Origin of the sequence: Mesorhizobium sp. CA10 (assembly GCF_020165285.1) — a bacterium.
Lineage (GTDB): Bacteria > Pseudomonadota > Alphaproteobacteria > Rhizobiales > Rhizobiaceae > Mesorhizobium.
The window spans coordinates 48326-60399 of the sequence record NZ_JAIUHV010000019.1; the positions used below are offsets into that span (position 1 = coordinate 48326).

The 12074-nt window shown below is 62.7% G+C and carries 14 protein-coding genes and 1 pseudogene; 13 read left to right on the forward strand and 2 right to left on the reverse strand.

Features of this window, described 5'->3' with window-relative positions; all coding sequences use genetic code 11:
• Nucleotides 1–103: 103 nt before the first annotated feature.
• From LB535_RS27290 to LB535_RS27305, 4 genes are all read left to right on the forward strand, one after another.
• Complete coding sequence (locus tag LB535_RS27290; RefSeq protein ID WP_224634377.1) at nt 104–1774, forward strand: ParB N-terminal domain-containing protein; 1671 nt, start codon at nt 104–106, stop codon at nt 1772–1774.
• A 508-nt stretch (nt 1775–2282) separates the two neighbouring features.
• The gene (locus LB535_RS27295) at nt 2283–2870 is read left to right on the forward strand and encodes a hypothetical protein (protein ID WP_224634378.1); all 588 of its coding nucleotides are present in this window, start codon (nt 2283–2285) and stop codon (nt 2868–2870) included.
• A gap of 592 nt (nt 2871–3462) precedes the next feature.
• Nucleotides 3463–3648 carry a hypothetical protein gene (locus tag LB535_RS27300; protein ID WP_140841457.1) on the forward strand — a complete coding sequence of 62 codons (186 nt, stop codon included), beginning with the start codon at nt 3463–3465 and terminating at the stop codon, nt 3646–3648.
• 269 nt (nt 3649–3917) lie between these two features.
• Nucleotides 3918–4847, forward strand: coding sequence for an ArdC family protein (locus LB535_RS27305; RefSeq protein WP_224634391.1), 930 nt, complete (start codon nt 3918–3920; stop codon nt 4845–4847).
• Between the two features lie 167 nt (nt 4848–5014).
• Here the strand turns inward: LB535_RS27305 and LB535_RS29125 are convergent, their stop codons facing one another.
• On the reverse strand, nt 5015–5230 hold the full coding sequence (locus LB535_RS29125) for a hypothetical protein (protein ID WP_411969619.1): 216 nt from the start codon (nt 5228–5230) through the stop codon (nt 5015–5017).
• Between the two features lie 85 nt (nt 5231–5315).
• Here LB535_RS29125 and LB535_RS27310 point away from each other — a divergent pair.
• From LB535_RS27310 to LB535_RS27350, 8 genes and pseudogenes are all read left to right on the forward strand, one after another.
• A pseudogene (locus LB535_RS27310) lies at nt 5316–5549 on the forward strand (transposase); the annotation flags it as partial.
• Between the two features lie 166 nt (nt 5550–5715).
• Nucleotides 5716–6453, forward strand: coding sequence for a Crp/Fnr family transcriptional regulator (locus LB535_RS27315; RefSeq protein ID WP_224634379.1), 738 nt, complete (start codon nt 5716–5718; stop codon nt 6451–6453).
• 41 nt (nt 6454–6494) lie between these two features.
• Nucleotides 6495–6740: a hypothetical protein gene (locus LB535_RS27320; protein WP_224634380.1), complete on the forward strand. Its 246-nt coding sequence runs from the start codon at nt 6495–6497 to the stop codon at nt 6738–6740.
• Nucleotides 6741–6748: 8 nt separating this feature from the next.
• The gene (locus tag LB535_RS27325; RefSeq protein ID WP_224634381.1) at nt 6749–6976 is read left to right on the forward strand and encodes a hypothetical protein; all 228 of its coding nucleotides are present in this window, start codon (nt 6749–6751) and stop codon (nt 6974–6976) included.
• A gap of 414 nt (nt 6977–7390) precedes the next feature.
• The gene (locus LB535_RS27330; RefSeq protein WP_224634382.1) at nt 7391–7717 is read left to right on the forward strand and encodes a DUF736 domain-containing protein; all 327 of its coding nucleotides are present in this window, start codon (nt 7391–7393) and stop codon (nt 7715–7717) included.
• A 510-nt stretch (nt 7718–8227) separates the two neighbouring features.
• Nucleotides 8228–8893, forward strand: a complete 666-nt coding sequence (locus tag LB535_RS27340; protein ID WP_224634383.1) for a hypothetical protein — start codon at nt 8228–8230, stop codon at nt 8891–8893.
• A gap of 129 nt (nt 8894–9022) precedes the next feature.
• Nucleotides 9023–9217 carry a transcriptional regulator domain-containing protein gene (locus LB535_RS27345; protein ID WP_224532386.1) on the forward strand — a complete coding sequence of 65 codons (195 nt, stop codon included), beginning with the start codon at nt 9023–9025 and terminating at the stop codon, nt 9215–9217.
• A 175-nt stretch (nt 9218–9392) separates the two neighbouring features.
• Nucleotides 9393–9773 carry a DUF2285 domain-containing protein gene (locus LB535_RS27350; protein WP_224634384.1) on the forward strand — a complete coding sequence of 127 codons (381 nt, stop codon included), beginning with the start codon at nt 9393–9395 and terminating at the stop codon, nt 9771–9773.
• A gap of 387 nt (nt 9774–10160) precedes the next feature.
• Here LB535_RS27350 and LB535_RS27355 read toward each other — a convergent pair whose 3' ends face one another.
• Nucleotides 10161–10694 (reverse strand): cupin domain-containing protein, encoded by a 534-nt coding sequence (locus LB535_RS27355; RefSeq protein ID WP_224634385.1) that lies wholly within the window; start codon nt 10692–10694, stop codon nt 10161–10163.
• Nucleotides 10695–10785: 91 nt separating this feature from the next.
• Here LB535_RS27355 and LB535_RS27360 point away from each other — a divergent pair, with 91 nt between their 5' ends.
• The gene (locus LB535_RS27360; RefSeq protein WP_224634386.1) at nt 10786–11889 is read left to right on the forward strand and encodes a helix-turn-helix transcriptional regulator; all 1104 of its coding nucleotides are present in this window, start codon (nt 10786–10788) and stop codon (nt 11887–11889) included.
• Nucleotides 11890–12074 lie beyond the last annotated feature (185 nt).

Below are 12074 nucleotides of genomic sequence, written 5' to 3' on the forward strand. Positions count from 1 at the left end.
TGCCCCGTCCCGCCCGCTCCGCGGGCCGGGGGATGTCTTCGGAAAGAAGACGAAAAAAGGACCGGCGACGGGGCCTGTCCATAACCCACCAAGGAGCATTCCAATGGAACTGAAATTTGTCGATCCGCGCTCGCTCAAGGACAATCCCGACAAGGCGCGGCGCTCCAAGTCCAGCCCTCAGGCCGACGCCTTGCTGCTGGCAACGATCAAGGCCATCGGCGTTGTCGAGCCGCTGATCGTCTTCGCTGAGGCCGATGGCGGAAATGGCTTCGTCATCGATCAGGGTCATCGCCGGGCGAAGCAGGCGATCGCTGCAGGTCTCGAAGAGATCGCCGTTCTGGTCGTGCCTCGAGCCGAGGACGGCGGCGCGATGCGCTCGCTGGCCACCTCGATCACGCACGAGCAGCTTAACCCGGTCGATCTGTGGCGTGCGATCGAGCGTCTCGTTGCGCTGAACTGGACCGAAGAGGCCATTGCGATCGCCCTCGCGCAGTCGGTGCGCCAGATCAAGAAGCTGCGCCTGCTCGCCAATGTGCTGCCGGCGATGCTCGACGCCATGGCCAAGGGCGATATGCCGAACGAGCAGCAGCTCCGCACTATCGCGGCCGCTTCGCTTGAGGAGCAGAAGGAGGTCTGGAAGGCCAAAAAGCCTAACAAGGGCGATCCGCAGGTGTCGTGGTGGAGCATCGCCAACGGTCTCACCAAGCGCCGCATGTACGCGCGCGACGCAAGCTTTGGCGACGAGCTGCGCGAGGCCTACGGCATAGCCTGGGTGGAGGATCTGTTCGCACCGGCCGACCAGGACAGCCGGTACACCACCGACATCGACGCCTTCCTCGGCGCCCAGCAGGAATGGATGACTCAGAACCTGCCCAAGAAAGGCATCATCACCGAACCGAACACGTATGGAGAGGTGAAGCTGCCGCCAAAGGCGGAACGCGTTTATGGCACGCCGAAGAAGTCGGATCACGCCGCGATGTATCTCGACCGCGAGGGAAAGGTGAAGACCGTTCACTTCCGTCTGCCCGAGGCCAAGAAGAAGGCCAACGCGATGGAAGCCGCCGAGGCGGTCGTCATGCCGAAATCGCGTCCCGATGTGACCCGTAAGGGCATCGAGATGATCGGCGACCTGCGCACCGATGCTCTCCATGAGGCGCTGTCACGGGCGCCGATCGAGGACGACACGCTGTTGGCGTTGCTCGTTCTCGCCTTCGCTGGCCAGAACGTGCGCGTTGATTCCGGTGCTGGCGGCGATCATGGGTTCGGTCGCCGCATGCCTCGGCACGCCGCCACCCTCTTCGATGCCGAGGGCAAGTTCGCCTTCGACGCCGAGACGTTGCGTGTCGCGGCCCGGGGCGTCCTCATCGATGCGCTCTCCTGCCGCGAGGGCATGAGCAAGTCGGGCGTGGTGGCGCTCGTCGCAGGGGGCGCGATCGGGGCAGACAGCTTCCTCGCCAATATGGGCACCGAGGACTTCCTGTCCTGTCTGTCGCGTCCGGCGCTCGAGGGCTTGTGCGACGACACGCCGGTTCTGCCGCGGGCGCGCGTAAAGAACACGCGGGCCGCGCTCGTCGAGCACTTCAAGGAGGGGCACTTCGTCCACCCGGCTGCGCTGTTCGCTGCCGATGCGGCAAGCCTGACCGAGTGGCTGTCCAAGAGCACCGTCCCCGAGGCCGAGGACGACGTTGGGCCTGAGGTCGACGGTCTGAGTGGAGAGGACCAACGTTCCGAGAAGGGCGAGCTCGGGGAAGGCTATCGCGAGGCCGCCGAATAGACCTCGCGTCCTTTTGATCGCTCTGCCGCCGCCAGGTTCGCTTGGCGGCTGCAGGTGCACGGTCGCGGCAGCGAGCGCTGCCGATACAATGGAACTCCGGCGTAGGCCCACGGCCACGATGGGGTGATCCTGTTGTGCGTGCCGAGACACCTTCGGTCGATGAATAGGCAGGTGGCCATGATCACCTGTCCTTCGGTTCCAATGTCGAAGTCGAGGCCCGTGCCGGTCCTCACTCGGGCTTCATGCGGTCCTGAACCTGCGGCCGTCCGCTTCAAGGCCGCGTTCCGCGCCGCGGGGCGGCCGGATCGGTCCGGTCTCGGCATGGCAGGCCCGCGTCCCGCGCGAGGGCTGAAGAAAGCCCTGCTTGGCCGCAAACCTTCCATGCTCGTCTCGGTCCGCCCGGGCCCTGAAGCGCCCGTCATTCCGCCGGTTCTTTTTGGTCCGCGCCCGAGGGAGGGCCGGCACGGAGCCGGTCCTGGCCTCGAGAACCAGAAGAAAGGATATGCCAATGACCAGGAAAGCCGCCAATCCCCGCGCAACCGCCCGCGTCGCTCCGCTGCGCAAGGGCACTACCTTCCAAATGGTCCGACTCGTGTGTCCCGACGCCGCACAGTGCGCGCTCGTCTCGGAGAGCTTTGGCCTCCCGGTGCTCGACAGCGACGGCATTCGCGACTTGCACGAAAAGCTCGTCGTGGACACGGCCGCAGCGCTCGACGAGGGGCTTGGGGAACGCGCCATGCAGATACACCTGCAACGCGTCGTCGGTGCCTTTGTCGGGTCCGCCTACGGGGCCGGCCAGTTCTACAGCCAGTCGGTATCCGAAGCTCGGGACGCGACGGCCAAGTCGGCCTGCGACGATCGGAACGAAGACGTCGCAGGTCCGGTCGGCTTCGACAGCGCTGCCCAGCGCAAGCGTGAGTTCGCCGCCGATATGGCACTACAAGCCCATGCGCTGCGCATGGCCGCCGAGGGGGCTATCGCGGCCTACGAGCAGGTCGTAGGCGAGGTCTGGAAGCCCTTCGAGCGTCCAGTCGAAAACCCCGGCCAATCCGTCGACCGCAAGGCGGCCGAATTGCAGATGGCGGCCCTCGGATGAACGTCGAGGGCGGGGCTCCGGTCCCGCCCTCCTTCCATGTCGAGCACGTCCGGCTCATCCGTCCCTCGCATCGACTGCACGGGGCCCAGCCGATTTTCATTGGCCGAACATGCCGCTTTCGATCGTGGCCAAGTTAACCTTTCGTTGCGAGCGCCGTCTCCTGGGAACGAAGAGAGACAACCTGCTGCCGTGCGGTGCGCCCGAGCAAATATGGCCGCATCGTCTCCCAATTCCCGCCCGTGGCGACCACCTCGACACGGCATGTTCTTGTTCCAGCGATTTTCATGTGCGCGACTTTGCATCGGGGGTTCTAGCGTTGCTTCCGGCGCACGACGCTCCGGGGGCGGCCGCCGATGCCAGTTCCTTTCGTCAGCCTCGGCCCGATCGGCACATTGGGCTCCCTTCACGGCCCAATCCCGCTCTCTGGTGATGGCTTTCCTGGTGCGGCTGCGGATCTTGCCCGATCAACCCGCAAGGGGTCCGCTAGCATGCTGCGGCCGCTCGGCTGGCGCCTTCGGGTGATCGCGCCCGCCCCCGCACACTGACGGAGCCATCGAGCGGGAATTGGCCCGCTCCAAAATGGAGCCCTCAGATGTCCCACGATCTCATACTCGCCCAAAAAGCCGCATGGTCTCTCGCCCGCACCCTCATGGTCCCGGTTATCCTCTTCCAGGTCGACGACGAATTTGGCGTCGTGCCCGCCGCAGAGCTCGACGACGCCGATGTCGAAATCCTTTTCGAGTACGATCCCTATAGCGGTGGCCGGTCGGTTCATTGAACCGACCTTCTCTCGACTATATTCAGGCGGCGCCCAGCGCCGCCTTCCTATTTTCTGACGACCGCTCGCGCCCCCGTCCTTCCCGAGGTCCTGGCGGAGCCGGGCAGTCAGCGCAACGGCTTCGCCGTCCTCCGCTTAGCTGCGGCCCACCCCATCGTGCAAGCACCATGGGACCCGATAGGGTGCGCCGCCCGCCTTCCTGCTCCGCCCAAGCGGACCCCCGTGACGGGGCCGCGATCGGCGCGGCCTGCAACTGGAGGTTCATGAAAATGACCAGGAAAGAAAATGCAGAGCGCATGGACGTCTATGCGCGGATCACCGACCGCATCGTAGCCGAGCTGGAGAAGGGTATCCGTCCTTGGATGCAGCCGTGGCAACCGAGCAATGCCTCCGGCCGCGTCACCCGGCCGCTCAGACACAATGGTCTGCCCTATAACGGCATTAATGTGCTGCTGCTTTGGTCGGAGGCTGTCGCACGCGGCTTTTCCAGCCCGATGTGGATGACATTCAAGCAGGCGCTCGACCTTGGCGGCGGGGTTCGCAAGGGCGAGACCGGCTCTATGGTGGTCTTCGCCAGCCGCTTCACCAGGACGGAGACGGACACCAGGGGCGAGGAAATCGACCGCGAGATCCCGTTCCTCAAGGCGTATTCCGTTTTCAACATTGCGCAAATCGATGGCCTGCCGGACCAGTTTTATCGACGGCAGGCGGAGCCGGTGCGCGATCCGATCGCCCGAATCGGGCATGCCGACCAGTTCTTCGCCAATACTGGGGCGCTAATCCAGCACGGTGGGAATCGCGCCTACTTCGCCCCGGTGACGGACCACATCCAGATGCCGCCTTTCCAGACGTTCCGGGACGCCGCGTCATACGTTGCCACGCTCAGTCACGAGGTCACCCATTGGACTTCGGCGCCGCATCGCGTGAATCGCGACCTTAGCCGCTACGCCAAGGATCGCAGCGAGCGAGCGCGCGAGGAACTGATTGCCGAGCTCGGAAGCTGCTTCCTCTGCGCCGATCTTGGTATCGCGCCCGAACTCGAGCCCCGGCCGGACCATGCGAGCTACCTCGGTTCGTGGTTGAAAGTCCTCGCCGACGACAAGCGCGCGATCTTCTCGGCCGCAGCCCATGCGCAGCGCGCCGTCGCTTTCCTGCATGGCCTTCAGCCGGAGACCGCAGAAGAACGCGATGCTGCCTAATGTTTCACGCATCAACTTTGGAAGGGGAGGTCATGTGCCTCCCCTCTGTTTCGCTCGGCCGTGCCGGCCGATGGCTAAGCCGGAGATGCTTCCCAGACAATCGCGAAATCGATTCCCGCTCTGGCTGATCGACAGATCCGCGCGGCCGATTCCTTCTCGCGGCCGTCCTAAAGTTCGAACCGAAGTTGCCGTTGTTCCGGCGGCAACACATTGACTAGCGACGAAAGCCTGACACCCAAGAGCCGGATTGCCTTCTGTACCGGAAAACACAGACCCCAGGAGATCGGCTGCGAAACATTTGAATCAGAGAACTCGATTGGCACCGAAACGATGCGACTGTGCGTGGTCTGGTGGCAATCGGCAAATTTGACCCAAAGCGCGATCGTCCGGCCCCGGCCATTGCCGTGATGAAAGGCATCGCGGAGCGACCGCCGAAGGCACGAGCCTCGTAGCTTGCGGCAGCCACCACGCCTGCCGCGTCAGCACCATAAGCACCTGAAGTCGGCCAACATGCTGGAACGCCTCAACGAAGAGATCAGGCGCCGCACCTATGTCGTGCGCATTTCCAAACTCACAGAGCCGCCTGCACTTGGTCAGGGCGCTGGCCGTCGAAAGCAAGGAAAACTGTATGGGACCAACCGCTACATCAACATCGACGACCTGCGCGAGCACAAGAAGCTCGCTCTGCGCCAAGCCGCATGACCAGCCTCATGGCAGCCCCATTTTTGCAGAACTTGACGCACACAACCCCTGTTCAGCGATTTGCCAATCGATCAGTCGAAGCCTATGCTTCGATATCGGCCGCCAGATATTTCGGATGCAGTCGACAGTAAGAGGTACGTGCTCTTGCCCGTCAGGGAGAAGAGCCATGCCTCAGTCCGTTCTTCGCAACCACATTTTGAAAACTCTTGCTCCGAAGGATTTCGCGCTTTTACAGCCGTCCATGCATCGCATGGGCCTTGCTATCAAAGCCCGACTGGAGGACCCCAATCAACCGATAGAGCACGTATATTTTCCAGAGATGGGCATTGCGTCGGTGGTCGCCACCTTGACCGGAGCGCGGCAGAGCGAAGTTGGCATCATCGGCCATGACGGCATGACGGGAGTCGCGGTCGTTCTCGGGCAAGACAGATCTCCCAACGAAACCTATATGCAGATAGCGGGCAATGGCTGGCGCCTGCCGGTTGAAAACCTTCGCGCTGCTATTGCAGAAAGCGAGAGCCTTCATGAGGCGCTGCTTCGCTACGCCCACGCATTCTTGGTGCAATCATCCCGAACGGCGCTGGTTAACGGCCACTCGAAAATCGAGGAAAGGCTGGCCCGGTGGCTGCTGATGGTCCACGACCGGACTGAGGGAAAAATCTACCTGACGCATGAATTTCTGGCGACCATGCTTGGCGCCCGGCGTCCCGGCGTTACCACTGCCCTCCAAATGCTTGAATATCGGGGGCTAATCCACGCCAAGCGCGGTGAGATCGCGATTGTCGACCGCATCGGGATGATAAAGCTCACACGCGGCGCATATGGCGAGGAGGAGCAACGGCACTTCGGCATGGGCTCCGAACTGTCCGCTATCGGACATACGCTTGAAGGCCGCCGGAAATAGGCCGTTAATCACGTTGGTTTGGGTTCAGGGAGGAACTCTTGATGACCAACACATACCGGACCGTCACAGTTGAAAAAGCCGCCGAGGCCTATGTTCTTTCCAGGGGCAAGGCCGGGTTCCTGTCCATCGCGCAGGCAATCCGCGCAATCCGAACACTGATGCCAGACTGCAGGGCTTCCGACCGCGAGTTGGAGGAAATGCTGGCGACGGCATGCATCGTTCACAGCGTGCCCGTAGCCTTCGACGCAGCAACAGCCGATAGCGCAACATCGCGGCTCCATTCATAGAGCCGAAGATGCCGGCGCTCACGCAGACGACTGCTTCATCGGACATTCGTCGAGCGATTGTCCTCTACCTGATCGACAATGTCGAAAATCCGAGCGTATCGGTATCAGAGGTCATCTTCGCCGTGAGAAAGATGTTTCCGCTTTGCGAACTCACAGATTGGGAACTTGGCGATCAAATAGCGAGAAGGGCGATCGATGCGGGATTCGTCGTTGAATTCGACGCCCAACTCCCCTGACTCACTCGGGGTAGTCCCCGCGAGAGCCATTATCGGCCGACGCCACGCGCATAACTCCGACATCAAGAAGCACGAGCGTCCAGTCGAAACCGCTGGCAATCCAACAAAAGGTGCGATCACGCGACAATTGGGGAATCGCAGCGGCGGCTTCATTCGCAGAGCGCACCAAACGACCTCTCGAACGGGCTGATCTGGCCGAAGGACGCTGAAGCCTCGACCGCCTATGCCGCAATGGTGCGTCGCGCGTTTCTTCCCCTGGGCGAAGCCCATTCCTCGCGCAACCAAGAAACGCGCGCCCTGCGCCGTCCTGCGCTTTGCTGCGGTCGCAAGCGATGCGGCAGCGGTCGCCTCCGGCCTCACGATTGCCATCGAGGCCGCATGGTGCGGGCTCGGAAACGAGAACGGAGACTGAAAATGGCTACCATCGGCACTTTCAAGAAGACCAATGCGAACGAGTTCACCGGCGAGATCGTCACCCTCAGCGTCCAGGCCAAGGGCGTGCGCATCGTCCCCGACACCCGGGCCAGCGGCGAGAACGCTCCAAGCCACCGCGTCGTGGTCGGCAAGGCCGAGATCGGCGCCGCCTGGTCCAAGCGCTCCAACGAGGGCCGCGACTATCTCGGGCTCAAGCTTGACGACCCGAGCTTCACCGCTCCGATCTACGCCAACCTCTTCGCCGACGAGGAAGGCGAGGGCCATAGCCTCATCTCGTCCCGCCCCAACCGCCGCAACGGCGAGTGAATCGGCAGACGCCTCGCCCGGCATCGGGCGAGGCGTCCTTTCATGCTGACTGCGGAACCTAGCTATGATTGATCAGAACGGCTGGCGAGCCGGACGCCCGCGCCACCACCATTCTCAGGGATAAACTGAATTCCTGCGGATTCGAATGCGCGTCGCAACGCGTCAATGGTCACTCTGTTGGCACTTATTGGACCGGTTAGAGGCTCTAGTCGTTTGATTGTAGCGAGCGAGACCCTGGACCGTTCCGCAAGCGTTTTCTGATCCCATTGAAGCAAAGCACGTGCGGCTCGCATTTGCCCACTTGTAATTTCAACTGAACCAAAAGTATCATTTGATGCCATAGGGCTTGATTTTTTTGCCTGCGCTCACTTAAATCACCGCTAGTTGCCACCGCCTGCGACCCAAGAGAGATAATCTCCAGGTCGCTTGGGCGGCGGTGAAATGGTCGAGCAGGGTGCATGAACACCTTGCCCGACCTGACCAAAGCCAAGCTGTGTGGGAGCTCGGATCATGGCTGATTCCGACAATACCACGACTTTGCCTTCCGTCACGCTTGGACGGGAGATGCAATCTCCGTTGACCAAAGAGCGTGCCGGCCCTTCAGCCGACGCCCCGTTGTCACCCGATCCCGCACTTCTCCTGTCCCTTGCCTGGATCGACGCCCATGTTGGGATGCTGGCTTCCTGCGTCCGGCAGCAGCAGGAGGAGGAGAGAGTTCTGGAGCGCGGCGCGCTCTTGCCCACCGGCGCAGTTATTGGGCGCGGGGAGGGGGCTAGCGCCGACTGCGACGATCTCGATCCCCGGGAACAGGATGATGCCGAGAAGGCCGACGCCTTGCTGGCTGAGCTTGCGTCGACGCCTGCTCAATCATTGAAAGGCGTGATCGCCAAACTCGCGGTCACCCTTCGGGAGGCGACTGACAACACCGATCTTTTCGAATTTCCGCTTCCGCAGATCCGCTCTGCCTTGGCCGATTTGCGGCGTCTAACGCACGAGGCGGTCAGCGACCAGCCTGCCGGCTGGCCCGCCGGCGACCAATCGATCGGCTCGCTGTTCGAGCAGTCCGCATCATCCTTCGCGGCCTGGCGCGCCTTCGGTGCGTGGAGCCAAGGTGATGACGAGGCCTATCGCAGCTGGACGAACACATTCAAAATACTGCAGGGCGCAAGCCAATAAGCCTCGTAAGGCCCCTGCCTGATCGCTCGTCGCCGAGGTCCCTCCTCGTCCATTCGTCAATGACGGAATCCAAGGATTTCGCTTAACGCCGCGTCCCCCTATCAAATCCCTGAGAAGGGAAGGATGCGGATGAAGCCGGATACATCGCAGTGGCGTGACCCACAGGCATATGCATTCGTCAAAGGCGCAACCGCCGATGAGATTGCCTGGGAATTCCTGCGACGCAATCCGCAATATCAGCAGGACTTCGCGACCTCACGCTCGGCTAAGGCGATGCGCGCATTACGCAAGCGCTGGGGTTTGCAGTTTCGCCGCCCGGCCTGATCAGTCCGCGGTAGAGCAACCCGTCTATTGGGCGCCTCAGATCAACCCTGGGGTCGTCAACCTTGTCGCGCTTCCGCGGGGCCTGCGCACGGGTCAGGGCAGCGCCTCCGACGTCCAACTGGCCGCGGGCCGGCATGACGAGGTCGGCCTTCACGTGCGTTCGTCGCCGGGCGATATGCAACTGGCGCTTCTTGGCGACACGAAGCCAGACGAACCGCTCGCCGCCATCATACCGCTGGACGAAATGGCGCACGACCGGCTGCAAGCCATCGAGCGGTTCATCCGCTCGATCCACAGGCAGCACCTTCCCGACGCCCGATTGACCGCGGGCCAGCGCCGGCGCCTTGGCCACATGCTGCGATGCTTGGATGGCCGGGAAGAGCAGGCATCCCATTTTGAAGTCGCGACCGCCTTGTTCGGTCGGCGACTGGTCAGCGCCGCCGACTGGCACGACTCGGCTTTTCGATATCAGACGCATCGCTTAGTGCGCGATGGCTTGAAGATGGCCGAGCGCGGCTATCGCCAACTGCTTCGCACGCGACGGCGTCATTCCTGAAAAGGTTTCGACGCCGCCTGGTTCACTTAATGCGTTGTGTGCAAGCCCAGGGTTACCATTCTGAACTGAATGGCGTTTTTGCGTTGCGGCCGTTGAGGTCAGCTCTGCTGCTCAGCTAAGCGGACGGCGCCAGGGCCGGGCTCGTTCGTTGAAAGTCTGGCCCGAAGCAGCGTGAACCAACGATCGAATTCAGGCATCACCGTCTTCGGGCAATAATCTCGACCGGTGCAATCTGGCCCGCTGAAATACTTTCGACCATATTTCGGACCATCTGCGGCCGCCGCGCTCCCATGAGTGTCTGGATCCCCAGTACTGCCTGCTCTGTGGCCGCCTGGGCGCGCTGCCTCGCGATCCGATGAAGCCAATGCGGTAACACGCCCAGTGCGGTTATGGCCCAGCGATCGTGAGGGGTGGCCCGGTAATCTCCATATCGAACTGGGCCGCGACGGCCTTGATTGCCGCAAGGTCGCGCGGAATTTCCAGTCCCTGCGCGGCAACCGCCGGGAAAAAGCTTTCGAGACCACCCGGGGACAGGATGGCGATCCATCGCGCACGCTCGACGACGGCGAAGGTGTGCTCGACGCCAGCGGGAATGTAGAACACTGCCCCGGTGGTACGCTCGGAAACTTCCCCGGCGCGCCAGAAGCGCAGCCGCCCTTGGAGAATGACGAAGACTTCGTCGGATTTGGGATGGCGATGGCGCGGCGGTCCGTCGCCCGGGCCAGCATTGGATGCAAATGCCCCGAGCTTGCCGCCGGTCTCGCGCCCAGTCAGCAGCGTCTCGTAATGCGTACCATTCCAGTCGGTTTGAGTACCAGGTGCTGCCCGCGTTTGCATCTTTCGCCACATGTGGTTGATGTGAAGCTTGATGGTGTCACGATAGCTACACGCTGGCCTCAGGCGGTCGCCTCGTATGAACATACGAGATGCGCCGGGGAACGGTTGTCAGTGAAGCCGGCTTCCGGCAAACTACAACTTCCTTCAGGCGAGGGAGCGGTGAAATCCGGCACACATGCACGATTTCGACGGCATGGTGGGGCAGATCTACGATGCGGCGGTCGAACCCGGCCGCTGGCCGCAGGTTCTCGAGACGCTGTCCGATTTCCTCGAAGGCGCCGCCACCAAGCTGACATTCCAGAACACAAGAACGTTGCGCAGCGAAGCGAATTCGGTGCGCATGCCGCCCGAGGCGGACATCACCTATGCGCGGTACTACTACAAGACCAATGTGTTCCTGCCGCGCATCGCGCGCCTGCACGCCGGCACGCTGATCCCAATCTGGGAGCTCCTGCCGCGCGAGGTCTACCGGCGCTCCGAGTTCTACAACGACTTCTGCCGGCCTGGCGACATGTGCCACTCGATCGGACTCGTGCTGGCCAACGAGCCGGACACGCGCGTCGTGTTCACCTGCGGACGCGCCGAGACGACAGCAGAGTTCGAGCCCGAGCACCTCGACCGGTTGCGTCGTATCGGGCCGCATCTGGTCCGCGCGGCGAGCGTGGGATTGCGCCTCTCGCGTTCGGAGATCGCCAGGAGTGCCAATGTCGAGGCGCTCGACCGCATCGCCCAAGGCGTGCTGATCGTGGCGGCAAGCGGCGAGATCCTGTTCGCCAACCGAACGGCCGAAGCGCTGCTCAATGAAGCCGACGGAATCAGGACAGAGAAATCGGCGCTGCGCGCAGCCAGGCGCGCGCATGCCGCGCAATTTCAACGGTTGATCGTCGCGGCTGCGGAGCGGTCGGACACCGCGGGCGGCGTGATGGCGCTCGCGCGGCCGGCGCCGCGGCGACCGCTGAGCGTGCTGGTGGCGCCGCTGAAGATCGAGTCGACGTGGTTCGTGACCGGCCGCCCCGCCGCAATCGTGTTCGTGGCCGATCCGGACAGCGCGCCGCGGAGCATGCAGGCCCAGGTGCGCAATCTCTACCGGCTGACCCCGGCCGAGGCCGCCGTGGCCATTGCAGTTGCCCGCGGCGAAGGACTTCAGGCGGCCGCAGACGAGCTCGGCATCAGCCTGACCACGGTGCGCACCCACCTGCAGCACGTGTTCGAAAAGACGGAGACACGGCGGCAGGCGGAGCTGGTGCGCCTCATTGCGGCGAGTGGCGTTTACGAGTGACAATCTGGAGCGCAGCAAGGCTCGCCCAAGCTGGTTGTAAGAGCTTTCGACATAGCAAGCCCGCGCATCCATGGCTGATCCTCACTATCAACGAGACGTCCGCAATAGCGGCCGCTCAATAGCAAAAGCCGGTATTTGGAGCGCGTGTCTGGACCAGCTTCGATAGCATCCAGCAACGGCATTAC